The sequence below is a fragment of the Amycolatopsis viridis genome (assembly GCF_011758765.1).
Lineage (GTDB): Bacteria > Actinomycetota > Actinomycetes > Mycobacteriales > Pseudonocardiaceae > Amycolatopsis_E > Amycolatopsis_E viridis.
On record NZ_JAANOU010000001.1, the window covers coordinates 1,438,895 to 1,462,341 of the forward strand.

The 23,447-nt window shown below is 71.7% G+C and carries 25 protein-coding genes, 1 tRNA gene and 2 pseudogenes; 14 read left to right on the forward strand and 14 right to left on the reverse strand.

All coding sequences use genetic code 11. The features are described 5' to 3' along the window. The first annotated feature begins 1 nt into the window (after position 1). Complete coding sequence (locus tag FHX46_RS07155; protein ID WP_167111773.1) at positions 2-1,192, forward strand: L,D-transpeptidase; 1,191 nt, start codon at positions 2-4, stop codon at positions 1,190-1,192. Between the two features lie 414 nt (positions 1,193-1,606). Here FHX46_RS07155 and FHX46_RS07160 read toward each other — a convergent pair. From FHX46_RS07160 to FHX46_RS07175, 4 genes are all read right to left on the reverse strand, one after another. After that, positions 1,607-1,682: transfer RNA gene (locus tag FHX46_RS07160), tRNA-His, on the reverse strand. Positions 1,683-1,754: 72 nt separating this feature from the next. Then, positions 1,755-2,363 (reverse strand): oligoribonuclease, encoded by a 609-nt coding sequence (gene orn, locus FHX46_RS07165; RefSeq protein WP_167111775.1) that lies wholly within the window; start codon positions 2,361-2,363, stop codon positions 1,755-1,757. A gap of 83 nt (positions 2,364-2,446) precedes the next feature. After that, positions 2,447-3,373 carry a S1C family serine protease gene (locus tag FHX46_RS07170; protein ID WP_167111777.1) on the reverse strand — a complete coding sequence of 309 codons (927 nt, stop codon included), beginning with the start codon at positions 3,371-3,373 and terminating at the stop codon, positions 2,447-2,449. An 80-nt stretch (positions 3,374-3,453) separates the two neighbouring features. Next, on the reverse strand, positions 3,454-4,233 hold the full coding sequence (locus FHX46_RS07175; protein WP_208400038.1) for a ribosomal RNA small subunit methyltransferase A: 780 nt from the start codon (positions 4,231-4,233) through the stop codon (positions 3,454-3,456). A 236-nt stretch (positions 4,234-4,469) separates the two neighbouring features. Between FHX46_RS07175 and FHX46_RS07180 the strand changes: the two genes are divergently transcribed. Further along, positions 4,470-5,453: a DNA-3-methyladenine glycosylase family protein gene (locus FHX46_RS07180; protein WP_208400039.1), complete on the forward strand. Its 984-nt coding sequence runs from the start codon at positions 4,470-4,472 to the stop codon at positions 5,451-5,453. A 55-nt stretch (positions 5,454-5,508) separates the two neighbouring features. Here the strand turns inward: FHX46_RS07180 and FHX46_RS28415 are convergent, their stop codons facing one another. Beyond that, positions 5,509-5,859, reverse strand: coding sequence for a hypothetical protein (locus tag FHX46_RS28415; protein WP_390622592.1), 351 nt, complete (start codon positions 5,857-5,859; stop codon positions 5,509-5,511). 533 nt (positions 5,860-6,392) lie between these two features. On the opposite strand from FHX46_RS28415, the gene FHX46_RS07190 reads away from it, so the two are divergent. Both FHX46_RS07190 and FHX46_RS07195 read left to right on the forward strand, forming a co-directional pair. Further along, a complete protein-coding gene (locus tag FHX46_RS07190; RefSeq protein WP_167111779.1) occupies positions 6,393-7,121 on the forward strand; it encodes a M50 family metallopeptidase in 729 nt (242 codons plus the stop codon). 51 nt (positions 7,122-7,172) lie between these two features. Further along, a complete protein-coding gene (locus tag FHX46_RS07195) occupies positions 7,173-8,414 on the forward strand; it encodes an aldehyde dehydrogenase family protein (RefSeq protein ID WP_167111781.1) in 1,242 nt (413 codons plus the stop codon). Positions 8,415-8,474: 60 nt separating this feature from the next. Here FHX46_RS07195 and FHX46_RS07200 read toward each other — a convergent pair whose 3' ends face one another. From FHX46_RS07200 to FHX46_RS07210, 3 genes are all read right to left on the reverse strand, one after another. Continuing rightward, the gene (locus tag FHX46_RS07200) at positions 8,475-9,428 is read right to left on the reverse strand and encodes an adenylate/guanylate cyclase domain-containing protein (RefSeq protein ID WP_167111783.1); all 954 of its coding nucleotides are present in this window, start codon (positions 9,426-9,428) and stop codon (positions 8,475-8,477) included. A gap of 7 nt (positions 9,429-9,435) precedes the next feature. After that, the gene (locus tag FHX46_RS07205) at positions 9,436-9,885 is read right to left on the reverse strand and encodes a universal stress protein (protein WP_167111785.1); all 450 of its coding nucleotides are present in this window, start codon (positions 9,883-9,885) and stop codon (positions 9,436-9,438) included. Between the two features lie 317 nt (positions 9,886-10,202). After that, the gene (locus tag FHX46_RS07210; RefSeq protein ID WP_167111787.1) at positions 10,203-11,264 is read right to left on the reverse strand and encodes a chromosome segregation protein; all 1,062 of its coding nucleotides are present in this window, start codon (positions 11,262-11,264) and stop codon (positions 10,203-10,205) included. Positions 11,265-11,542: 278 nt separating this feature from the next. Here FHX46_RS07210 and FHX46_RS07215 point away from each other — a divergent pair, with 278 nt between their 5' ends. Then, a complete protein-coding gene (locus tag FHX46_RS07215) occupies positions 11,543-11,917 on the forward strand; it encodes an SPW repeat protein (RefSeq protein WP_167111789.1) in 375 nt (124 codons plus the stop codon). Positions 11,918-11,946: 29 nt separating this feature from the next. Then, complete coding sequence (locus FHX46_RS07220; RefSeq protein WP_167121218.1) at positions 11,947-12,537, forward strand: TetR/AcrR family transcriptional regulator; 591 nt, start codon at positions 11,947-11,949, stop codon at positions 12,535-12,537. Here FHX46_RS07220 and mce read toward each other — a convergent pair. Beyond that, entirely contained in the window at positions 12,534-12,977 is a 444-nt protein-coding gene (mce, locus tag FHX46_RS07225; protein ID WP_167111792.1) for a methylmalonyl-CoA epimerase, read from the reverse strand. The genes FHX46_RS07220 and mce overlap by 4 nt on opposite strands. Before the next feature lie 117 nt (positions 12,978-13,094). On the opposite strand from mce, the gene FHX46_RS07230 reads away from it, so the two are divergent. Together FHX46_RS07230 and meaB are read left to right on the forward strand one after the other, a co-directional pair. Continuing rightward, positions 13,095-14,282 carry an acetyl-CoA C-acetyltransferase gene (locus tag FHX46_RS07230; RefSeq protein ID WP_167111794.1) on the forward strand — a complete coding sequence of 396 codons (1,188 nt, stop codon included), beginning with the start codon at positions 13,095-13,097 and terminating at the stop codon, positions 14,280-14,282. Beyond that, positions 14,282-15,247 carry a methylmalonyl Co-A mutase-associated GTPase MeaB gene (gene meaB / locus FHX46_RS07235; protein ID WP_167111796.1) on the forward strand — a complete coding sequence of 322 codons (966 nt, stop codon included), beginning with the start codon at positions 14,282-14,284 and terminating at the stop codon, positions 15,245-15,247. Before FHX46_RS07230 ends, meaB begins: the two co-directional genes overlap by 1 nt. Here the strand turns inward: meaB and pdxR are convergent. Further along, positions 15,231-16,598, reverse strand: a complete 1,368-nt coding sequence (gene pdxR, locus FHX46_RS07240) for a MocR-like pyridoxine biosynthesis transcription factor PdxR (protein ID WP_167111798.1) — start codon at positions 16,596-16,598, stop codon at positions 15,231-15,233. The two genes, meaB and pdxR, sit on opposite strands and share 17 nt — an antisense overlap. Before the next feature lie 46 nt (positions 16,599-16,644). On the opposite strand from pdxR, the gene FHX46_RS07245 reads away from it, so the two are divergent. Both FHX46_RS07245 and FHX46_RS07250 read left to right on the forward strand, forming a co-directional pair. Next, positions 16,645-17,109: a carboxymuconolactone decarboxylase family protein gene (locus FHX46_RS07245; RefSeq protein WP_167111800.1), complete on the forward strand. Its 465-nt coding sequence runs from the start codon at positions 16,645-16,647 to the stop codon at positions 17,107-17,109. Next, a complete protein-coding gene (locus tag FHX46_RS07250; protein ID WP_167111802.1) occupies positions 17,106-17,819 on the forward strand; it encodes an isocitrate lyase/PEP mutase family protein in 714 nt (237 codons plus the stop codon). Before FHX46_RS07245 ends, FHX46_RS07250 begins: the two co-directional genes overlap by 4 nt. A 49-nt stretch (positions 17,820-17,868) precedes the next feature. Here the strand turns inward: FHX46_RS07250 and FHX46_RS07255 are convergent, their stop codons facing one another. Continuing rightward, a complete protein-coding gene (locus FHX46_RS07255; protein WP_167111804.1) occupies positions 17,869-18,894 on the reverse strand; it encodes a class I mannose-6-phosphate isomerase in 1,026 nt (341 codons plus the stop codon). Then, positions 18,891-19,874, reverse strand: coding sequence for a LacI family DNA-binding transcriptional regulator (locus FHX46_RS07260; protein WP_167121220.1), 984 nt, complete (start codon positions 19,872-19,874; stop codon positions 18,891-18,893). Before FHX46_RS07260 ends, FHX46_RS07255 begins: the two co-directional genes overlap by 4 nt. Before the next feature lie 258 nt (positions 19,875-20,132). Between FHX46_RS07260 and FHX46_RS07265 the strand changes: the two genes are divergently transcribed. After that, a complete protein-coding gene (locus tag FHX46_RS07265; protein ID WP_167111806.1) occupies positions 20,133-20,495 on the forward strand; it encodes a DUF3817 domain-containing protein in 363 nt (120 codons plus the stop codon). A gap of 57 nt (positions 20,496-20,552) precedes the next feature. Here FHX46_RS07265 and FHX46_RS07270 read toward each other — a convergent pair whose 3' ends face one another. Then, on the reverse strand, positions 20,553-21,053 hold the full coding sequence (locus tag FHX46_RS07270) for a MarR family winged helix-turn-helix transcriptional regulator (RefSeq protein ID WP_167111808.1): 501 nt from the start codon (positions 21,051-21,053) through the stop codon (positions 20,553-20,555). Positions 21,054-21,130: 77 nt separating this feature from the next. Between FHX46_RS07270 and FHX46_RS07275 the strand changes: the two are divergent. Continuing rightward, positions 21,131-21,247: pseudogene (locus FHX46_RS07275) on the forward strand (thiamine-binding protein); the annotation flags it as partial. 401 nt (positions 21,248-21,648) lie between these two features. Here the strand turns inward: FHX46_RS07275 and FHX46_RS07280 are convergent. Continuing rightward, a complete protein-coding gene (locus tag FHX46_RS07280) occupies positions 21,649-22,122 on the reverse strand; it encodes a hypothetical protein (RefSeq protein ID WP_167111810.1) in 474 nt (157 codons plus the stop codon). A 192-nt stretch (positions 22,123-22,314) separates the two neighbouring features. Between FHX46_RS07280 and FHX46_RS07285 the strand changes: the two are divergent. Together FHX46_RS07285 and FHX46_RS07290 are read left to right on the forward strand one after the other, a co-directional pair. After that, positions 22,315-22,458 (forward strand): annotated as a pseudogene (locus tag FHX46_RS07285) (thiamine-binding protein); the annotation flags it as partial. A gap of 70 nt (positions 22,459-22,528) precedes the next feature. After that, positions 22,529-23,443 (forward strand): tetratricopeptide repeat protein, encoded by a 915-nt coding sequence (locus tag FHX46_RS07290; RefSeq protein ID WP_208400041.1) that lies wholly within the window; start codon positions 22,529-22,531, stop codon positions 23,441-23,443. The last annotated feature ends 4 nt before the right edge of the window (positions 23,444-23,447 follow it).

The window sequence follows — 23,447 nt, forward strand, 5'->3', positions numbered from 1 at the left end:
GATGCGGCGTTCGGTGGTGGCGGGCGGATGGGCAGGGCTGGTGCTGGCGGCCGCGTTGCTGGTGGGGTGCACGGCGGGGCCGGCACAGGGCGGCGCCGGCGGGCATGACGCTCCGGCGGGCCAGTCCGAGGTGGCCAAGCCGGCGTCGCTGGCCGTGGTTCCCCCGGCCGGTGCCGTGGACGTCGCGCCCGGGGAGCCCGTGTCGGTGCAGACGACCGACGGCAAGCTGACCGAGGTCACGCTCCGCAATCCCGAGGGTGCGGCGGTCCCGGGCGTGCTGTCGCCGGATGGCAGGTCGTGGGAGTTCGCCGGAGGGCTCGGCTACGGCAAGCAGTACGCGCTCACCGTCGTGGCGGTGGGGGCGGACGGGAAGCCGGTCACCTCGACCTCGGGGTTCACCACAGTCGGGAAGCCGCGGCGGACGGTCTCCGTCTCGCTGAACGTGCAGGAGGGCGAGACGGTCGGCGTGGGGATGCCGTTGATCTTCACGTTCGCCTCGAAGGTGGCTGATCGGGCGGCGGCGGAGCGCGCGTTGCGGGTGGTGACCGAGCCGGTCACCGAGGGCGCCTTCCGCTGGACGGAGGACAGTACGGTGATCTGGCGGCCGAAGGACTACTGGCGGCCGGGCACGAAGATCTCGGTGGACGCGGCGATCTACGGCAAGCCGCTGGGTGGCGGCGCGTTCGGCCTGGAGGACCGGTCGGCGCACGTCACGGTGGGCGACAAGGTGGTCGTGGTCGCGGATGGTGGCTCGCACCGGGCGACGGTGTCGGTGAACGACGCCGAGGTGCGGACCCTGCCGATCTCGATGGGCAAGCCGGGGCACACGACGCCGGCGGGTACGTACACCGTGATGAGCGAGCACGAGGGTTACACCATGGATTCCGGGACCTACGGTGTCCCGGCCGACACGCCGGGTGGTTATCGCACGTTCGTGAAGTACGCGGTGCGGTTGTCGAACAGCGGGATCTTCTACCACTCGGCGCCGTGGTCGGTGGGTTCGCAGGGACGCCGGAACGTGAGCCACGGCTGCATCAACCTGTCGAACGACAACGCCAAGTGGCTGATGGACTTGTCGAAGAAGGGCGATGTGTTCACCGTCGTCAACAGCGGCGGCCCGTCGCTGGAGCCGACCGACGGCTGGTCGGTCTGGCAACTGAGCTGGCCCGCCTGGACCACCCCAGCAAACTAAGCCCGCCAGCCAGCCGCAACTACCGAAAGCGGCAGCGCGGGGCCGGAGAGTGAGGTTCGCCAGCCCGTTAGGCCGAGCGACGCGACCTCTGGCCCACGAGGCCGCGACGCGCCGAGTGGGGCTTTACCTGATGCTGGTCAGTCGTCAACGTCACCAGCGCCCGCCCAGGTGAGGAGCTCGCACCGTGGGGGTCTGGGGGCTCGGCCCCCGGAAGCAATGACGAACCCCACCCCAGCGAGGCCGCGAAGCGACCGAGCAGGGTGGGGCCTCACGTGATGCTGGTCAGTCGTCAACGTCACCAGCGCCCGCCCAGGTGAGGAGCTCGCACCGTGGGGGTCTGGGGGCTCGGCCCCCGGAAGCAATGACGAACCCCACCCCAGCGAGGCCGCGAAGCGACCGAGCAGGGTGGGGCCATGGGGTGAGTGACGGGACTCGAACCCGCGACTTCCTGGACCACAACCAGGTGCTCTACCAACTGAGCTACACCCACCGCGCGGGGCGTCTTTCGATCGCCACCAGCCGGGATATCGTAGCGTGGCCGCGGCGCGGGCCACGCGCGGGGTCACTTGCCGTGTTCGAGCTGCACTTTCGCGGCGGCGGCGCGGGCTTGTTCGCTGCTCGGGCCGGGCATGGGCACGAACGCGGTGCGCCGGTAGTAGTCGAGTTCGCTGATGGATTCCTTGATGTCGGCGAGGGCCCGGTGGGCGAGGCCCTTCTCGGGCTTGGCGTAGTAGATGCGCGGGTACCAGCGCCGGACCAGTTCCTTGACGGAGGACACGTCGACCATGCGGTAGTGCAGGTGGGCGTCGAGCGCCGGCATGTCGCGGGCGATGAACCCGCGGTCGGTGGCGATGGAGTTGCCGGCGAGCGGGGCGCTGTTGGGTTCGGGGACGTGGGTCCGGATGTAGTCGAGGACGTGTTGTTCGGCTTCTTGGAGGGTGATGGCGGAGCGGCGGACTTCGTCGGTGAGCCCGGATTTCGCGTGCATCTCGCGCACGATGTCGGGCATGCCGGCGAGCGCGTCGTCGTCGGCGTGGATGACGAGGTCGAGGCCGTCGCCGAGGATGTTGAGGTCGGCGTCGGTCACCAGGGCGGCGATTTCGATCAGGGCGTCCTTCGCGAGGTCCAGCCCGGTCATCTCGCAGTCGATCCAGACAAGACGGTCGGTCACCGGGAAACCCTAACGCGGTCCGCGCGCGGGGACCGCCCGGCACAGCGATTCGGGCCGCCCCGACCGCGGCCCGAACCGGTGTGTCAGCTGTTCTCGATCTGCTGGACGATCGTTTTGGCGTCGTTGCTGGGGATGGCGAACCCGATGCCGACCGATCCGGCGGAGGTGGGCGAGGGGCTGTAGAGGGCCGAGTTGATGCCGATGACCTCGCCGTTCGTGTCGACGAGCGGGCCGCCCGAGTTGCCTTGGTTGATGGGTGCGTCGGTTTGGATGGCGGTGTAGCTGGGGCTGTCGCCGGTGCGGTGCGCGGTCTGTCCGAACGGGCTGTTCTGTTCGCCGCTGGAGATGTCGGAGAGCTGCCGGCCGAGGGCGCTGACGATGCCGGAGGTGACTGTGTTCTGCAGGCCGCCGGGGGAGCCGATGGCGACGACCGGCTCGCCGACCTGCAGTTTGCTGGAGTCGCCGAGTTGGGCGGGGGTGAGTCCGCTGGCGCCCTTGGCCTGCAGGAGGGCGATGTCGGCTTTGGTGTCGGCGCCGAGCACGGCGGCCCGGTACTTGGTGCCGTCGGACAGCGTGATGGTGACGTCACCCTCGGCGCCGGACACGACGTGGGCGTTGGTGAGGATCTTGCCGTCGGCGGTGAGGATCACCCCGGAACCGATGGCTTCGCCGTCGCCGGTGGTGACGTTGACCTGGACGACGCTGGGCAGCACCTTCGCGGCGACCGCGCTGACGTCGGTGTTGGTGGTGCTGGAGATGGTGGTCGCGGCGGACGGCGTGAGCGCGCTGGTCGACGTCGCGTGGTCGAGGCCCACGATGGCAGCTCCGACGGCGCCGCCGACGACGGCCGCGGTGAGTGTGCCGGCGGTGACGAGGACGGCGAGGCGCTTCTTCTTCGGCCGCGGGGGCGTGAGCACCGGTGCGGCCGCGACCGGCTGCTGGTGGTGGGGGTGGCCGTGGGCCGGCGGGTTCCCGCCGGCCTGGCTCGCCGGGAACTGGTTCTCGTTCATGTCCTCGAGGTTGGTCGGCCTCCTTGTGAGAATGCTGTGGAAGGACCTGGAAATCCGCTGAGAAGAATTTCCTGAGAGCGTCAGGTCCGGAGCCTCCGGGGGAGGGCGGGCCAAGTCCGTCCGGGGGACAGGTCGCGGGCGAGCTGGGCCCACTGGTGGGGTGGGACGGTCGCCGTCGGCTGGGACGGCCGGATTCCGGCCCGGCGCAGTGCGTGGCGGTCGAACAGCGTCCGTGCCGGTGTGGCGGGTTGCCGGTAGGCGGTGGACAAAATCGTCCACAGTGCTTCTTCCGCCGACCGGGGGAAGTGGTTCCGGCGGATCGACAGGTGTGCGGAGTCGATGCGCGGTGGCGGCGAGAAGTGGTGGGCACCGACGCGGGACACCAGGTGGAGGTCGAAGCGTGCGGCCCACCACGCCTGTTCCGCGTGCCGTGGCACGGTGGCGCAGATCCGTTTCGCGAAGCCCCACTCGACGAGCATTTCCGCGCGGTGGAGTGCGGTCCGCGGTGTGAGCAGGCGGCGCAGGAGAGTGGTTGACAGCGCGTACGGAATGTTCGCCACGACCAGGAACCGTCGCCGGGGCAAGGGGATCTGCCTGGCATCGGCGTGCACGACGCGCACATTGGGCTGGTCTCGGAACCGGGCGGTCAGCCGGCGCGCGAACCGGTCGTCTCGTTCGACGGCGAGGATGCGCGCTCCGGTGGTGGCGAGGTGGCGGGTGAGGGCGCCTTGTCCGGCGCCGATCTCGAGGACGAGATCGTCACGGCCGATGGCGCAGGACTGGACGAGATGTGCGGCGATCGCTGGTGTGGCGAGGAAATGCACACCGGCCGACCGCCCGGCACCAGGTGCCGAGGGCATGGGTACTCCACGTCATGAGAGCGGGCAGGGGGCTCATGACGCAGCGACTGGCGCGAAGCGCTGTCGTGCAGGAGGCAGCCGCTGCGTCAGCCTCGCCGCAGGCGGGCGAACACGACGCAGGAGCGGGACAACGTACCCATGGGCTCAGACTACCGGCGCCGCCAAGTGGTTTTCCGGAATTGTCGGTGGGCCCCGCTACCGTCGTCCCATCGTCCTCGAGCCGAAGGAGAACAACGATGACGAACACTGTGCCGACAGCCGTGACGAGCGCTGCACGGCGCACTGTGGAGATCCCGGTGCCGGGGCCGTTCGACCTCGCCGCTGCGGCCCGATTCCTGGAGGGGTTCACGCCCGCGGCGCGACCGGATGCGGCGGAAGAGCCGGGCACGCTCCGGTTCGCGTTCCCGCTGCCCGGCAGCTGGGTCCCGTGCGCGGCGCGGGTACGGCAGCGGTCACCGGGAGTGGTGGAAGTGTCCGTGCCGGCGGGCGAATCGGGTCTCGCGAAAGCCGCTGACTTCACGGAGGTGGCGCGTCAGGTGGCGCGCATCCTCTCGCTGGACGTGGACGGTTCCGGCTTCGGCTCGGTCGGTGAGCGTGACCCCGTCGTGGGTGCGTTGCAGAAGCGGTATCCGGGTCTGCGGCCCGTGCTGTTCACGTCGCCGTACGAGGCTGCCTGCTGGGCGATCATCGGGCAGCGGATCCGGTTCGGGCAGGCCGCGCTGTTCAAGCAGCGTCTCGCCGAAACGCACGGTACGCGGCTGAACGTCGACGGCCGTCCATTGTGGTCCTTTCCCGCGCCCGCCGAGTTGCTGGCGATGCCGGCGCCGCCGTGGTTGCCGGAGATCAAAGTGGACCGTTTGCGCGCGGTGGCCGAGGCAGCTCTCGCTGGGCTCCTCGATCCCGTGACGTTGCGCGCCGCCGAACCCGAAGACGCGCTGGAGGCGTTGCGCGGGCTGCCCGGAATCGGGGCGTTTTCGGCGCAGCTGATCCTGATCCGCGGCGCCGGCCACCCGGACGTCTTTCCGCGGGACGAGCGTTACCTGCTCGAGGAGATGCGGCGGGCTTACGACCGTCCTGGTGCTTCCGTCGCGGAGTTGGTCACCGTCGCCGACGCGTGGCGCCCCTACCGCAGTTGGGTCGCCCTCCTGTTCCGCGTGAGCCGCAGTCACCGCACCGCGCCGAAGGGAGGTGACTCGCGCAGCCAGGTGCAGGCCGCCTGAGGCGCGACGATCTGTGCTGTCCACGGCGACCGCTGATCGGTCGTGCGCGGCCGGCTCACCCCGTGCTGATGGCGCGCTCCGCGCCGAGGGCTGATCCTGGGGGCGGTTGGTGCGGCTGGCGGTTGGTCCGACGGAGGGCTGGTCGCGGTGCCTGTTGTCGAGGGGCGGGTGTGGTTGTTGCGGCTCGCGGCTGGTCACGGTGCCGGTCGTCGACGGGCGGGCGCGACCGATCCCCGGCTCTGATCACGCTGGTGCGCACCACACCGCCGCTGATCGCGGTGCGCAGCTCCGCCGTGTCCAGCACCGCGTCGACCCCGAGCGGGACGGTCAGCGACCCCTCGACGTGCCCGAACGGCACCCCGGCCAGCACCGGAACCCCCAGCGGCGCCAGCTGCTCCAGCATCAACGCACCCGTTCGCGCGTGGCCTCCCGACTGTCGTGCCGCCGGTCGGGACGCCGGTGATCGCGCACTGCCGGTGCCCGCTGTCGCTGCCGGATCGCGCGGCGGCTGACCACCGGTTGGCGCCTGGCCACGCGCCTGTGGCTGGCCGCGCTGGGATTCGGCTCACCTGTGGTCGATGCTGCTCGTGGCGGGGCGGGTGATGTTCCAGGAGGTGCCGGGCGGCGGTCGTTGAGGTGGTTGCGGGTCCAACCGCGCCGGCGTGCGTGCACCCCGCACTCGCGGACAGGCCTCGCGGTGGCCGGCCGCTGCCGGGCGCTCCGGAACGGGTCTATCCGACGCGGACGGGCCCGGCCGGGCCGGCAGCGGCCGCTCGGGCGCGCCGCTGGATTCGTGCGCGCAGCGGTGCGCTCTGAGCTCCCCGCCCGCGGGTGGCGCGTGGGAGGCGACATCGATCGGTTCGAACTACCAGGGAAGGAGCTGTGCACGTGATGGGGGTGATAACAGGGAGTGCACCTGGTATGTGGTGAGCTTCGCGCGTGAACGAGGCAACGGCAGAGCTCCACGTGCTGGCGGGTCTCTTCGGGGCGCAGCCCGCTCCGTCCATTCCGGTGCCGCTGGTGACCGGCGGTATCGCGCTGCTGCTGGTGCTGTCCGGCGCGCCGTGGCGGCTGGCTCGCAACGTGGTGACGATCGTCCACGAGGCGGGCCACGCGCTGGTCGCGGTGCTGGCCGGGCGGCGGCTGCAGGGGATCAAGCTGCACTCGGACACGTCGGGTGTCACGGTCTCCCGGGGCAAGCCGGAAGGCCCCGGCATGGTGCTGACCGCGCTCGCGGGCTATCCGGCGCCGGGGATCCTCGGGCTGGTGTTCGCGAGTTTGCTGGCCGCCGGGCGGATCACGGCGCTGCTCGTGCTCGCCGCGTTGCTGTTGCTCGGCGTGCTGGTCATGGTCCGCAACGCCCACGGCGTGCTGTCCGTGGTGCTCACGGCCGCCGGGCTCGCGGTGGTGGCGCTGGTGGCCGGGCCGGAGGTGCAGGCGTGGTTCGTGTACCTGATCACGTGGTTCCTGCTCCTCGGTGCGCTCCGCCCGGTCGTCGAGCTGCAGATGAAGCGGCGACGGGGCGCGGCGCGGGACTCGGACGCGGACCAGCTGGCCCGGCTCACCGAGGTGCCGGCCGCGCTGTGGATGCTGATGCTGGCCGTGATCGCGATCACCTGCCTGGTGGTCGGTGGCGCCTGGCTGCTCGAACCCGCGCTGACGCCGTGACCTGCTCGTGCGGCACACTGGTGTCTCCTGGTTTCACGTGTGGAGGTAGCGGTGTCCGACGAGGTGGCGAAGGCTGTTGAGGAATGCGCGCGGGCGGCCAAGGCGGCGGCTCCGTCGTTGGCCACCGCGTCGGATGCGGCCATCGACGCGGCACTGACCGCCATGGCCGACCGTCTCCTCGACGCGCGGGAGGGTGTCCTGGAAGCCAACCGGGCCGACGTGGCGCGCGCCCGGCAGGACGGCATGAGCGCCGGCCTGCTCGACCGGCTCACGATCACCGAGGAACGGCTCACCGGCATGGCCGAGCAGCTGCGCCTGCTCGCCGGCGCGCCGCACGCGGAGCGCGAGATCCCGGTGAAGGCGCTCTCCGGCGGTCTGCGGCTGGTCGAGCGGCGCCGCCCCGTCGGGGTGATCGGCGCGAACTACGAGGCGCGGCCGAACGTGACGGTCGACGTCGCGTCGCAGCTGGTCAAGTCCCGCAACGCCGGGGTGCTGCGCACCGGTTCCGCCGCGCTGGGTTCCGCGCAGCGGCTGCTCGAGGTCGTCATCGTGCCGGCGCTGGCCGACGCGGGGATCGACCCCGCCGTCGTGCAGCTGGTGCCGCGCGTCGAGCGGGAGGCCGCCGCGGCCCTCGTCCGGTTCCCGGACTTGGTGCCGCTGGTCATCCTGCGCGGCAGCGGTGAGAGCACCCGTGCGCTCGCGCTCGAGGCCGCCCAGCACGGCGTCCGGACGCTGGCCCACGCCGACGGCGGTGGCGTGCTGTACGTCGACGAGGCCGCCGACGCCGGCAAGGTGCGCGACCTGGTCTTCCACAGCCTCGACCGGCTGGGCGTGTGCAACCGGCTGAACCTGCTGCTCATCCACTCCGCGGTGCACGACCAGCTGTGGCCGGTGATCGCCGAGGCACTGGCCGAGCGGAACGTGACGCCTTCCCTTCCGCCCCACGACCACCCCATCGGCTACGAGTGGGCCCTCGACTCCGAGCGCGAGGCCACGGTCACGATCGCGCAGGTCACGGGCGTGACCGAGGCCGTCGAGATCGCCAACGAGCGGACCTCCGGCCTCGCCGCGGGCATCGCCACCGAGGACGCCGGGACCGCCCAGGCGTTCTTCGACGGCTACACCGGCACGGGCGTGTTCTGGAACGCCCCGACCCGCCTGCTCGACGGCTTCAAGCTCCTCGCCGTGCCCGAGACCGGAATCAACCTGGACAAGGTGCCGGGCCCCCGCGGGCCGGTCACCTACACCGACCTGTACGTGCGCCAGTTCGCGGTCCTGCCCGAGAACCAGTGAGCACGAGTGGCTGCCGGGATGCGCCCGGCAGCCACCACCGGCCACCACCGGCACTCGACCTCAGCCGCGCATGAGCACGTACGGGTGCAGTCGCGGGTAGCCCCGCACCGCCACCGGCCGCCGGGACCGCACCGCGAACCCCGGCACATCGGCCAGTGCATCGGCCAAGGCGCGGTCGGCCAGCACGGTTCCCGGGCGCGCGACGGACGTGAGCCGGGCGGCCACGTTCACCACCGACCCGTACACGTCACCGAATCGGCTCAGGATCCGGCCCGCCGCCAGTCCGGCCCGCACCTCGGGCAGCTCTGCGTCCGCCGCTGTGCGTTCGGTCAGCGTCAACGCGATCTCGGCGGCGTCGGCGGGCGCGTCCGCCACGAACAGCACCTCGTCGCCGATCATCTTCACCACCCGGCCGTGGTGATCGGCGATCACCTCGGTGGCGAGCAGCTCGAAGCTCTCCAGCACGGCGCTGAGCTCGCCTTCACCGAGACGGCGGGTCATCCGGGTGTAGCCGACCATGTCGACGAACCCGACGGCCTCGGTTCGCGCCTCCAGGTTCTCCTCCGGCGAGGCCAGCGCCCGCCCCGCGAACGCTGCCAGGTGGCGGCGCCACACGAAGTCCTGCACGCGTTGCAGTTCCGGGAGCAGCCGTTCGACGAGCGTGACGACCTGCGCATCGTCCTCGCCGAGGTTCCCGGTCTCGGTGATCAGCGTCCACAGCATCCGCACCTGCCACTCGGCCAGCCGCGACAGGTGCAGGCCGAGCGTGCGGGCGACCGGAGCCTCCAGGCGCTCGTCGAGCAGCCCGGAGGAGATCAGCTGGTCGGTGGTGCGGACAGCATCGATGTCGGCGTCGGTGAAGACGACCTCGTCATCCCCGACCGTGGCGAACCCGAGCGCCCGCCACAGCCGGGTGGCCCGCTCGATCGGTACGCCCGCCCGCTCGGCCACCTCGAGCCGGGTGTACCGGCGCTTGCCGCCGAGCAGGATGCCTTCCAGACGCTCGGAATCCACGCCCGGCCTACGTCGTGTGCACGATCAGGACGTCGACGCCGGACTTGCGGGCCGCCTCGGACGGCACCGAACCGAGCAGCCGGCCGGTGAGGGTGTTCAGCCCGCGGTTGCCGACCACCAGCAGGTCGGCCGACCGGTCGGCGACGACCTTGCGCAGCGCCTCCACCGGCTCGCCGACCACCGCGACCGTCTCGGTCTTCTCCGCGCCGGCCTTGCGGGCGCGGTCCTGCGCGCTGCGGAGGGTGTCCTCGGCCGGTGCGGAGCCGACCACCTGGTAGGCCTCGTCCCCCAGGACGTCCTGGGCCTTCTCCACGTCCTGCCTGGTCGCCGGGTAGTAGGCGCACACGATGACCAAGGTGGCACCGGAGTCCGCCGCGACGGCGGCCGCGCGATCGACCGCGCGGAACGATGAATCAGACCCGTCCGTACCGACGACCACGGTCCGGTATGCAGCCATCCCAATACCTCCGGCAAGGGTGCGCGCCCTGTGCGCATTCGCGAGTGGCGCCAGGTTACTCGCCAGTCGGTTCCGGCGCAGCCCCAGCACCAGGACGTGCTCCCGGCCGGGTCTGCTGGTCGCCGGGAGGTTGCTGACCCGGTGGCGCAGCGGTGTGGCGGGGCGCGTCGTCGTGGCCGGCCGGTGGTGCGGCGTGGCCGGCGGGTGCCGGCCTAAGCGCGATCCGGCGGCGCTCACGGGCGGCCAACCCCGGCAGGCCGCTGAACCGGGCACCGCCGCGCTGTCGCCCGGCCGGTGCCGACGGGCGGAGCCGCGGGTTACTGGCGTCCGGCCGGCTTGCCCGCCGACGTGGCCTCGCGTTCCTCCGGCAGCGGTTCGATCACCGGTTCGGCGTCGCCGAGGACCGAGTTCGCCTCGACGAGCACTGCGCGCGCCGCCTTGACCTGTTCGGCTATTCCGGCTCGCAGTTTGCGCAGGGCCTCGACCCGGTCGGCCGCCGCGTTGATGCGGCGGTTCGACTCTTCGGTGGCCTCGCGCACGCGGCGCGCCGCCTCGTCGGACGCCTCCGCCAGCCGGGCGTTCGCCTCGGTGATCGACTCCGTCTTGCGCCGGTTGGCGTCCTCGACGGACTCCCGGCGGCGGCGCTCGATCTCGGCGTTCGCGGCGGCCTCCTCCTCGGCGACCTTCTTGCGGATCGCCGCGGCCTCGTCCGACGCTTCGCGCACGCGCCGCTCGGCTTCCGCCTTGCTGGTCGCCTCCTGCTCGGCGAGCACCTGCATCGCCTCCGCGCGGCGCGTCGCCATCGCGATTTCGAAGTCCTCTTCGACCTGGGTGCGGCGCTGCTCGGCCTCGCGGTCGAGGCGGTCGCGCTCCTCCCTGGCCTTGGTCGTGATCGACTCGGCCTCGGCGCGCGCGGTCTCCAGCACCGTGCGGTGCTCGGCCTCCATCTCCTTGCGCCGGGCGTCCAGCTCGGCCAGCAGCTGCTCGTAGCGGGCGCGCATGGCGCTGGCGTCCGCCTCGGCCTTGGCCCGGATGTGCCCGGCCTCGGCCTCCGCGCGGGCGCGGGTGTCGGCGGCTTCCTCCTGCGCCAGCCGCAGCATGCGCTGCAGCCGCTCGGACAGCCCCTCGACGGTGGTCGGCGGCTGGCCCAGCCGTTCCACCTGCCCCCGCAGGTTCTCGATCTCCCCACGAGCCTGCTCCAGCTGCCGGGCGAGGTCGCCGGCCTGCGAGATGGCGGCGTCCCGGTCGGCGGCGAGCATCTTCAGATCGCTGTCCAGCCGTTCGAGGTGCTCGTCGACCTGGTGGCGGTCGTAGCCGCGCTTGACCAGGTCGAAACCCGCGCCGAGCGGTACCAGCTCTCGTTCGTCGCCAAGGCTCATGCGGCTCAGACTACTGAGGTCCGGCGGAACAAACTGATCCGGTCGAGGTGCTCCGGCCGCATCCGCGGGTCGCGCGCTCGCGTTCCCGCCGACCGGCCAAGGCACTCACCTCGGCTTTCCGCTCCCGGCAGGTCCCGGAAATCCGCGAAATGCGAACAAACATCGTGTTCGAATTCATCCCCGGGGGAGTTTGACCGGGCGGCCAATCAAGGCGCACCATGGACCTGCGGAGACCGCGGAACGCGGCCTCCCGGATCGGGTTTCGGAGGTGATCACGAATGGCTGTTCGGTCGAAGCGGGCGTGGACCCGTCCGCACGACTGGGCCGAGGTCGTGCTCGGACTGGTGGCCCTGCTGACGCCGTTGTGGGCGAGTACCGACAACGCCGCGATGTGGACGATGATCGTGCTCGGCGCCCTCATCGCCCTGGACGGTCTGCTGTCGCTGGCCGTGCCGGGTCTGGTGTACGGCGAGGGACTCCAGGTCGTCCTCGGCGCGCTGCTGTTCATCGCACCGTGGGTGATGACCTACACGGGCCTGGGCGTGGCGGCCTGGTCGTCGTGGATCATCGGTGCCCTGACGGTGATCGCCGGCCTGGCGGCCCTGCCGGTGGCGAACTCCGTGCACCGCGGCGGAATGAGGACCGCGCACTGAGCGCGGTGGGGAAGCGAGAGGCGGGCGGAGTGGCGCGGTCCGATCACGAGGACGATCTCCCGGCCAAGGAGCGCATCCTGCGCGCGGCCGAGGACCTGTTCGCGGAAAGCGGTTTCGACGCCACTCCGACCTCCCGGATCGCCGAGCGCGCGGGGGTGCCCAAGGGGCTCGTGCACTATTACTTCCGCCGCAAACCGGACCTGCTCAGTGCGCTGGTCAAGCGGCTGCCCGAGGAGCAGGTCGACGCCGCCCGCGTCGTGGTGCCGGGCGACATCGCGGAAAGCCTGCGGCGGCTGGTTTCCGAGCTCGACGCACGCCTGGCCCGGTCCCGGATGCTGTCGCACCTGCTGTGGCGCGAGGCGGACACGCACCGGGCGGTGCGGGACGCGTTGCACGAGCGGTTCCAGCAACTGGTCCGGCAGGTGCGGGCGGTGATCGTCGCCGCCGGGGGTGGTGAGCTGGCGGTCGCCGACGTGGACAGCGCGGCCGGGCTGCTCGCGCTCGCGGTGAGCTACCGGCATTCGGTGGCGCGGCACGCCGCCGACGACCCGCAAGACCTGATGGAACGCGAGCTGAACTTCGTCGCCGAGGCTCTGACGGCCCGGCCCGCACCGGGTTAGTGCGCGGCGGCCGGTTCCACCAGTTCGACGAGGACGCCACCGGCGTCCTTGGGGTGCACGAAGTTGACCTTGCTGTTCGCGGTGCCGCGCCGGGCCTTGTCGTACAGCAGCCGCAGTCCCTTGGCCCGCAGCGCCTCCGCCGCGGCTTCGACGTCGGTGACGCGGTAGGCGAGCTGCTGCAGGCCCGGCCCCTTGGTGTCCAGGAACTTGCCGATCGTCGAGTCCGGGCGCAGCGGGGCGAGCAGCTGGATCGCCGGGCCGGACTCGTCGCCGGGCGCGTGCAGCATCGCCTCGCGCACGCCCTGCTCCTCGTTGACCTCGGAGTGCGTGGCGACCAGGCCGAAGTTCGACGCGTAGAACTCGATCGCGGCGTCCAGGTCGGCGACGGCGACACCGACGTGGTCGATGGTCGTCACGAACGGCTTCAGCGCGTCATCCATGGTGGTCAGGATAGGCCGCGGGGTCCGGGTCCGGTCGTGCCGCGGCTCACACCTGTACTGGACGGCCGCTCCGGGTATCGTCGAAGCGACCGCCGTTGCTCGTTTTTGGAGGCTGCCGTGTCCGGTTCCGTCATCCTGGGTGCCGCTCGTACCCCGATCGGGCGTCTGCTCGGATCCCTCAAGGACTTCACCGGGGCCCAGCTCGGCGGGATCGCCATCAAGGCGGCGCTGGAGCAGGCCGGGGTGTCGCCGGACGCCGTCCAGTACACGATCATGGGCCAGGTCCTCACCGCGGGCGCGGGGCAGATCCCGGCGCGGCAGGCCGCGGTCGCCGCCGGCATCCCGATGGACGTGCCCGCGCTGACCATCAACAAGGTGTGCCTGTCCGGTCTGGACGCGATCGCGCTGGCCGACCAGCTCATCCGCGCCGGCGAGTTCGACCTGGTGGTGGCGGGCGGCCAGGAGTCGATGACCCAGGCGCCGCACCTGCTGCCCAAGTCGCGTTCCGGCTTCAAGTACGGCGACACCACGCTGCTCGACCACATGGCCTACGACGGCTTGTTCTGCGCGTTCGACCAGTGCGCGATGGGTGCCTCGACCGAGAAGTACAACTCCCGCTACGGCATCACCCGCGAGGATCAGGACGCCTTCTCGGCCCGCTCGCACGAGCGCGCGGTGGCTGCCGCCGGCGCCGGCCGGTTCAAGGCCGAGATGGCCCCGGTGACGATCCCGCAGCGCAAGGGCGACCCGATCGTCTTCGACACCGACGAGGGCGTGCGTGCCGGCACCACGGCGGAGAGCCTGGCGAAGCTGCGCCCGGCGTTCGCCTCCGACGGCACCATCACCGCGGGCTCGGCTTCGCAGATCTCCGACGGCGCAGCCGCGGTAGTCGTCGCCAGCCGGGCCAAGGCGGAGGAGCTGGGTCTGGAGCCGCTGGCCGAGATCGGCGCGCACGGGGTGGTCGCCGGTCCGGACGCGAGCCTGCACGAGCAGCCGGCCAACGCGATCAAGGCCGCGCTCGCGAAGGCGAAGCTCGACGCGAGCGCGCTGGACCTGGTGGAGATCAACGAGGCGTTCGCCGCGGTGGGCCTGGTGTCGACCGAGAAGCTCGGCATCGACCCGGAGATCGTCAACGTCGACGGCGGTGCCATCGCCCTCGGCCACCCGATCGGCGCGTCCGGCGCCCGGCTGGCCGTGCACCTGGTGCACGAACTGCGCCGCCGCGGTGGCGGCCTCGGTGCGGCCGGCCTGTGCGGTGGCGGTGGCCAGGGTGACGCGCTGCTGATCAAGGTGCCCACCCGGTAGTGCCGCTGGACGTCGCGGACCTCGTCGACCGCGCGCGGAACGGGCAACCGCGCGCGGTCGCCAGGCTGATCTCCCTGGTCGAGGACGCGCACCCGGCTTTGCGCGAGGTGGCCGCGGCGCTCACGCCGCACACCGGGCACGCGCGGGTGATCGGCCTGACCGGGCCGCCCGGGGTCGGCAAGTCGACCTCGACGTCGGTGCTGGTGTCGGCGTTGCGCGCGGAGGGCAAGCGGGTGGGCGTGCTCGCGATCGACCCGTCGTCACCGTTCTCCGGGGGTGCGCTGCTCGGCGACCGGATCCGGATGACCGAGCACGCGAGCGATTCCGGCGTTTTCATCCGATCCATGGCGACCCGCGGCCATCTCGGCGGCCTGTCCTGGGCGACGCCGCAGGCGGTGCGGGTGCTCGACGCCGCCGGGTTCGACGTCGTGCTGATCGAGACCGTGGGCGTCGGGCAGTCCGAAGTGGACGTCGTGCGGCTCGCCGACACCACGGTGGTGCTGCTGGCACCCGGTCTCGGCGACGGTGTCCAGGCGGCGAAGGCCGGGGTGCTCGAGATCGCCGACGTGTTCGTGGTGAACAAGGCCGACCGCGAGGGCGTGGACACCGTGGTGCGCGATCTGAAGCAGCTGATCGCCTTCGCCCGCCGCGAGATCCGGGGGGAGAGCTGGCGGCAGCCGGTCGTGCGGACCGTGGCCGCCCGCGGCGAGGGTGTGCCGGAGCTGGTGAAGGCGTTGTCCGGGCACCACGACTGGCTGGTCGCGCACGGGGAGCTGGCTCGCCGCCGGGCCGACCGTGCCGCGAGCGAGGTGGCGGCGATCGCGTTGCGGGAGCTACGGGCCCGCCTGACCGACCCGCACCGCGGTGGACATCTGCCGTCGGTTGCGAAGAAGGTGGCCGACCAGGCGCTGGACCCCTACGCCGCCGCGGACGAGCTGCTGGCCGCGCTCAGGGACGAGGCGTAGCGACGGCGCGCAGCCCCTCCACCAGCGCCGCCACCGCGGGGCCGAACGCGTGCTCGGCGGGGGTTCCGTAGCCGACCACGATTCCGCCGGGGCCGCTCGTCATCCAATGGCGGCTGAGCTGGTCCACCGCCACCGAACGCCTGCGCACCGCCCGCACGGCCGCTTCCTCGTCCGGCACCTTCAGCACCAGGTGCAAGCCGGCGGAAATGCCCTCCGGGACGAACTCCGGTGGCAGCGCGGCGAGCAGCCGGTCGCGGCGACGGCGGTAGGCGGTCCGGCGCTGGCGAACGTGCCGGTCGTAGGCGCCCGAGGTCAGCAGGTCGGCGAGGATCAGGTGGTCCAGCACGGGGGGCCGCCAGCCCAGCTCCGCCATCCGGTCGCGCACCGGCGTGACCAGCCGGCGGGGGAGGACCAGCCAGCCGATGCGCAACGACGGCGCGAGCGTCTTGCTCACCCCGCCGGCGTAGACGATCCGTTCCGGCGCCAGGGACTGCACCGCGCCGAGTGGCTGGCGGTCGAACCGGAACTCGCCGTCGTAGTCGTCCTCGATCACGAGGCCGCCTGCCGCCGCCCAGCCGGCGAGCGCCGACCGGCGTTCCGGCGCGAGCGTGACGCCCAGCGGGTACTGGTGCGCGGGCGTCACCACCACGACCGGACTGTCCAGTTCGGACACGCGGAGGCCGCGCTCGTCCACCGGCACCGGGACGGTCTTCGCTCCGCCCCGCGCCGCGGCCAGGCGGAATTCGGGCAGCGAGGGGTCCTCGAAGGCGATCTCGCCGTACAACTGCCCCAGCACGGTGATGGCTTGCAAGTACCCGCCGCAGACCACGATGCGGTCCGGTTCGGCGAGGACGCCGCGGCTGCGCGCGAGGTACCGCGCCAGCGCTTCGCGGAGCGCGGCCGGCCCGGCCGGGTCGCCGTAGTCGAACGAGCCGGCCGGCATCGCGTGCAGGACGCGCCGGGTGGCCGAGGCCCAGGCCGCGCGCGGGAAGGACGACAGGTCGGGCCGCCCGGGGAACAGGTCCCAGCGCGCGTCGCGCAGCCACGCCGCCGATGCCGGTCCGGCCTTCTCGCGGGCTTCGGCGGGAGCGCGGGTGACAGCGGCGACCCGGGTGGGGGCGCCCTGGCGGCTGCGCAGGTAGCCCTCGGCCGTCAGGTCGCCGTACACACGGGTGATGGTGCCGCGGGCGACGCCGAGGTCGGCCGCGAGCGCGCGGGTGGACGGCAGCGCCGTGCCGGGTGCGAGGCGGCCGTCACGGATGGCGGAGCGCAGCGCGCCGGTCAGTCCGCGGCGGCCCGTACCTGGATCCCAGTCGAGGTGGAGATCGGAACTGGACCACGAACGTGCCATGAAACTGGACCATACCCGTAGGCCAGCGCGGGCTAGGTTGGGTGTCATGACGAAGCGAATCCAGTTGTCGGCCGCGCTGCCCGACGCCTACCGCGCGATCCGCGACCTGCACACCGTGGTCGAGAAGGCGGCCGCGAACGCCGGTCTCGACCAGCGGCTGATCGAGCTGGTCAAGATCCGCGCGTCGATGCTCAACGGGTGTGCCTTCTGCCTCGACATGCACTCCCAGGACGCGCGCAAGCTCGGTGAGAGCGAGCGCCGGATCGTCATGGTCAGCGCGTGGCGGGAGACCGACCTCTACACCGAGCAGGAGCGGGCCGCGCTCGCGCTGACCGAGGCGATAACCCGGCTGTCGGAGCACCAGGACGTGCCCGACGACGTGTACGAGCAGGCGACGAGCGTGTTCACCGAGGAGCAGTACGTCGCAGTCGCCTGGGCGGCGGCGGTGATCAACACGTTCAACCGGGTCGGCGTGACCAGCCGCAAGGCGCTGCCGGCGGAGCCGAAGTGACGGCCGCGGCGTTGCGGGCACTGCACGTGCCGGGTGACCCGCTGATCCTGCCGAACGCGTGGGACGCCGACAGCGCCCGGCTCGTCGCGGAGGCCAACTTTCCCGTGGTGGCCACGTCGTCGGTCGCGGTGGCCGCGTCGCTCGGCTACCCCGACGGGGAGGTGGCGCCGGTGCAGGAGATGTTCGCCGCCGCGGCACGCATCGCGCGGGCCGTGCCGGTGCCGGTGACGGTGGACGCCGAGGGCGGGTACGGCTTGCCCGGGCCCGAGTTCGCCGACCGGCTGCTCGCGACCGGGGCGGTCGGGTGCAACTACGAGGACACCGATCACGCCGGTGGCGGGCTGCGACCGGTGGACGAGCAGGCCGCCCGCCTCGCCGCGATCCGCGAAGCCGCGGGCGCGGACCTGGTCCTCAACGCCCGCATCGACGTGTTCCTGACAGCCGCCGACGCGCGCGCCGTGCTGCCCGAGGCGATCGAGCGGGCCCGCGCCTACCTCGACGCCGGCGCGGACTGCGTGTACCCGATCCTGCTGCGCGACCGCGACGTGCTGGCCGAATTCGTGCAGGCGGTGCGCCCGGCCGCGGTGAACGCGAACGGCCCGGACTTCGCGGCGCTGGCGGAACTGGGCGTGGCGCGGATCTCGCTGGGCGCCGGCCTGTGGCGGGACGCGCGCGGCTGGCTGGCCGAGCACCTGAAGTCCCTGCGCTGAACGCCCGGGGAGGAGCGCACCTCCCCGGGCGCCGGGCCGGACGAACCCGTCAGCGCGCCCGCGGGACCGGCGGCCGGCAGCGGATGACGGTCAGGTCGCCGGACAGTTCGAGCTGCCCGGCGGCGTGCGGCACCACGAGCGTCTCGCCCTTGGCGAGGGACAGCTCGCCACCGCGCTCCGTGCGCAGCGTGCCCTGCCCGTCGAGCACCACCAGCACGGCGAACGACGGGTCGAGCGCGAGCGCGGGCGCGGGGCGCAGCTGGTCGGCGCGGAAGAACTCCGCCGACCCGGCCGCCAGCAGGTCCACAGTGGACCCTTCGGCGCCGGCGGTGCGCTTGACGATCGACGCCAGCCGCTCGTCGTCCCAGCCCGAGGTGTCCAGCGCCTGCAACGCGGTGTCGAACCCGAGCCCGAGGTGTGCCTGGTCCGGGTCGTCCAGGAAGTCCCGCCACTCGATGCTCAACGAGAAGTCCGTCGGCTGTTGCAGCTCGACGACGAACACGCCCGCACCGATGGCGTGCGGCAGCCCGGCCGGGATGTAGACCGTGTCGCCGGGACGGACCGCGACGCTGTTGAGCGCGCCGAGCATCGTGCCGGTGTCCTGCTCACGCACCCACTCGTGCACGGTGGCGGGGCTGACCGTCTCGCGGAAACCGGGGTAGACGCGCGGGTCCTCGCCGCTGGTGCCGACCACGATCCACGCCTCGGTCTTGCCGAAGTGCGAGTCGAAGTGCTTGCGCGCGAAGCCGTCAGTGGGGTGGAAGTGCACCGGTAGCCGCTGACCTGCGTCGAGCAGCTTCACGAGGAGCGCGGTGGAATCGTGGAACGCGGCGACGTGCTCGGCGCCCAGCCAGGACTCCGGGTCGGCGCGGACCGCGTCGCGCAGCCACCGGCCGTCGGGCAGCCGGGTCAGCCCGGCCTCCTCCTGGCCGAAGCGGGTGGTGGTCGAGGCGACCCAGTCCTCGGGGCCGAACGCGGAGTCCGGTCCGGACACCCCGCGCAGGGCGGCGATCGCGGCACCACCGCGGTAGAACTGGGCCGGCTGGTTGGCCGGGAGCTTGATCGGGGCGGTCACGGGGACACCTCTCCGGAGCCGCGGGGAACGAGACGCACGGGCAGCACAACCTTTCTCGGTGCGGAGGCATCACCGTTGATGCGGGCGAACAACAGCTCGGCCGCTGCCGATCCGAGACGGCTCACGTCGTGCGCGACGACGGTCACCGGCGGGTCGAGCAGATCGGCGAGTTCGAAGTCGTCGAAGCCGACGACCGCGGGGCGCGGCGTGACGTGGGCCAGCGCGCGCAGCAGGTGGACCGTGACGCGGTTGTTGCCGGCGATGATCGCGGTGGCCGGGTCCGGGTCGGCGAGCAGCCGGGCCACCGCGTCCGCGACGCCCTGCCGGGTGGGCGGGCGCATGATCACCAGGCGCTCGTCGGGGCGCAGGCCGGCGCGAGCGCACCCGTCCCGGTAGCCGCGCAGGCGCTCGGCGGCGGTGTGGATCTCGGGCCGGTCACCGAGGAAGGCGATGCGGCGGTGACCGTGCCGGACCAGGTGGGCCACCGCCTGCACGGTGCCGCCGACGTTGTCGACCAGGACGGTGTCGGCCGCGATGTCCCCGGGCGGGCGGTCCACGAAGACCACCGGCGTGCCGGCGCGCACTTCGGGCAGGAGGTAGCCGTGCTCGCGGCCGGCCGGGACCACCAGCAGGCCGTCCACCCGGCGCGCGCAGAACTCCAGGGCCAGTTCGCGCTCGCGGTCGGGGTCCTCACCGGACGAGCCGGACAGCAGGCGCCGCCCGAACGCGGTGGCGACCTGCTCCGCCGCGCGGGTGAGCTCGGAGTAGAACGGGTTGCCCACGTCCTCCAGCACCAGGCCGATCGTGCCGGTGGTCGAGCCGCGGCGCAGGTTGCGCGCGCCGAGGTTGCGCCGGAACCCGAGCTCGTCGATGGCGGCGAGGACACGCTCGGCCGTGTCCGGGTGCACCGCGGGCTCGTCGTTGACCACGCGCGACACCGTCTTGACGCTCACTCCGGCCAGCCGGGCGACGTCGTTCATCGTGGCGCGCCGGGACGCCTTGCCCGCACCGGACGACAACGTTGTCATAGCGGGTGGATTCCACACCACCGGGCAGCGCGGTGTCAACCGGTGGTCACCGTGCGTCGGCCGCGTCCGCCAGTCGTGAGGATGATCACGACCCCCGGAGTTCCGGTGACCACGATCACGGCTCACACTGGGTACCGGAACGTCCGACAGCGTGGTTGACGTCAGCGAAGTCGGACGTTTTTCCATGTGCTTCTCACGAGGAGGAAAGCAGTGACCAGCAAGGCCGCTCTCGTGTTCCGCGTGGCCGCCGTCGCCGAGGCGCTGTCCTGGGCGGGTTTGCTGATCGGGATGTTCCTGAAGTACGTCGTGGACGCCCCGAACGATGGTGGCGTGCCGGTGCTCGGGATGGTGCACGGCGTCGTCTTCGTCGTGTACGTCGTCGTCACGCTCGCCGTGTTCAAGCCGCTGGGCTGGCGCCCGCGCGTGCTCGCCATGGCGCTGCTGGCCAGCATCCCACCGCTGTTCACCTGGTGGTTCGAGACCTGGGCGCTGCGCACCGGGAAGCTCGACGGCCCGGAGCGCCTGACCTACGGCGGCACCGGCCTGATCGTCCGGGACACCGTCTCCGCCTGACCCCGCGGCATCGAAGCGCCGCCTCCGCACGCGCCGGGGCGGCGCTTCGCGCTGCCGTCAGCCGTTGAAGTCGCCGGTGGCCTTGCGCACCTTGGTGAGCAGCTCGGACAGCTGCTCGGTCTGCTTGGGCGTGAGACCGACCAGCCCGAAGTCGATCGCGGTGACCGCCTTCGTCGCCTCCTCCAGCCGCGCATGACCGTCGCTGGTGATCTCCACCAGCGTGGTGCGCCGGTCGGTCGGGTGCGGCATCCGCTTGACCAGCCCGTCCTTCTCCAGCCGGTCCACGATGTTGGTCACGCTCGTCGGGTGCAGTTGCAGCCGTTCGCCCATCACGCGCATCGGCAGTGCGCCGCGCCGCGCGAACGACAGCAGCACCAGCGCTTCGTAGCGCGCGAAGGTCAGGCCGTGTGGTTTGAGCGCGGCGTCGACGGCCGACTGGACGATCTGCTGGACCCGCATCACGCCGGTGACCGCCGCCATCGCCCCGGACGGCCCGATCCGTTCCTCCCACAGCTGCGCGGCGCGGGCGATCGGGTCGAAAGGCAGCGGGCGGTTCATGGCAGGGAAGCTACCAGCGGGTTCTTGACCGGCGGGGCAGGGTAGTGCGCAAAGTGTCACAAGTGTGAGGAGAGCCGATGATCGTCGCGTTCAGCGTGAGCCCGTCCGGCGGTGACCCGGACGGCGGAGTCAGCGAAGCCGTCGCCCGTGCGGTGCGGGTCGTGCGCGAGTCCGGCCTGCCGAACTCCACCAACGGTGGTTGATGTCAAGACGTACCGTGCGGCAAGCTTGGCGCTGTGAACCGATACGTTGCCCCGTGTTGCCGCATCTCAATCGACCGCCAGGGCCGCCAAGAGGGCGTCATGCGCCAGGGAACGCTGGGGACGTGATTACGCCCGTCAGGCGTCGCCTGGGCTGCCTATCGGGTGTTCTCGGACAACGACCTGTCCGCGGCTGACGACGAGGTCGTACGACCGGCTTATGACGATCTTCGCGAGGCCATCCGTCGAGTGCTCGACGGCCTGTTGAACCTTCCTTCGCAGCAGAATGTCGCTCGGATGCTTGAAACGACTGACAACCAGCTCCCGCGCGCAAGCTGGCCATGCAGTTGAATTAGGAACCGCGATGAGTGAACTCTCAATGAGTGTCCGAGAGCTCAGTTCCTCGGCCCGGGGTGGAATGAGCCTGTCTCGGGATTCCACCCCTTGACCAAGACTGCGTCGGTGGGTTCGGCAGGCCAGCACTGAATCCGGACGTGTGGCCAATCACCGGGCGTCCGCGTCAGAGACAGGCGCAATCGCAACCACCCCCTCGGAACTGTTACCAGATCACCGTCGTCCTCGCCGTAGGTCGGAGAAGTAAGCCTCAACGCGCCAGAGGCGGCTCGCAGGCTGCACTCCGTGACAATGTCGAAGGCATCCTTGTCATCGGCGGGCGCCACATCGGTCACATCGATGGTGACGATCACATCGCCGTTGACCCCTGTCCAGATACCAATTGCGTCGTCCGCCAGCGCGAGGTAGTGAAACAGTGCGGAATCTGACCATTGGTCTGCCAGTTCGGTGGACGAGCCGCTATCCAGGAGGTGGATCTGCCGGTAGTCGGAGAACACAGTCAGGTCAGTCGCCACAGTTCCGTTTATACCAGGATTCAGGGGCTCGACCTGGCCGGGAACGGCCTTGCAGATAGAGAAGTTCCGGACGCTCACTGAGGTCGTGTGCTTGATATGGTTGAACAACTCACGAAAATGCGCACCGCGCGCGTTGCCCGTATGTGTCGAGTTCGTGTTCCAGTTCAGACGCAACCATGTTCACCAACGTCGATGGACGTGGTGAAGCGGGCGGTGCAGGCGGCCGGCGAAGGCGCGGCCCGGGTGTCGCTGGTCCTCAAGGCCGACATCCGGCCCGGGTTCGACAGCGGTCAGCTGGAGGCGAAAGTGGACCGGCTGGAGGAGCACCTCCGGTGAAACGTCGGACCGTACATGCCAGGATGGAAGCGTGACAAATCCACGCGCACAAGCAGCGAAGTCAGCCGCCATGTCCGCCGCGCTGTCCGGCGCGGTGGACCTGTCCGCGCTCAAGGCCCGGGCCGAGGCGCAGCGCAACGCCCCGCCGCCGTCGAGTGGTGCTCCGGCCGGGGGTGGTGGCGCCGCCGGTGCGGTCATCGACGTCACCGAGGCCACGTTCCAGACCGAGGTCGTCGAGCGGTCGATGCGGCAGCTCGTGGTGGTGGACCTGTGGGCCGAGTGGTGCGGGCCGTGCAAGCAGCTCAGCCCGGTGCTGGAGCGGCTGGCCGAGCAGTCCGGTGGTGCCTGGGTGCTGGCGAAGGTCGACGTGGACGCCAACCCGCGCATCGCGCAGGTCTTCGGGGTCCAGTCGATCCCGATGGTCGTCGCGATCGCCGGTGGCCAGCCGGTGAACGCGTTCCAGGGCGCGCTGCCCGAGCCGGAGATCCGCCAGTGGCTGGACCAGCTGCTGGAGGCGCTGCAGGGCAAGCTGCCCGGCGTCCCGCCGTCCGGCGCGGAGGACGCCGAGCAGCCCGAGGACCCGCGGTTCACCGAGGCCGAGACCGCGTTCGAGCGCGGCGACTTCGCCGCGGCGGAGGCCGCCTACCAGCGCATCCTGGACACCGAGCCGGCCAACGACCTGGCCAGGGAAGGACTCGCGCAGGTCCGGTTCGCCGCCCGCGCCGCCGAGGCCGACCCGTCGGCCGTCGCCAGGGCGGACGCGGCACCCGACGACCTGGAGGCCCAGTTCGCGGCGGCCGACTACGAGGTGGCGACCGGCAAGGTCGAGGACGGCTTCTCGCGGCTCGTCGAGGCGGTGCGCCGCACCGCGGGCCCGGACCGCAACCGCGTCCGCGAGCACCTGGTGGGGCTCTTCGAGCTCTTCGACCCGGCCGACGAGCGGGTGGCCGTGGCGCGGCGCAACCTCGCCTCGGCCCTGTTCTGACCGG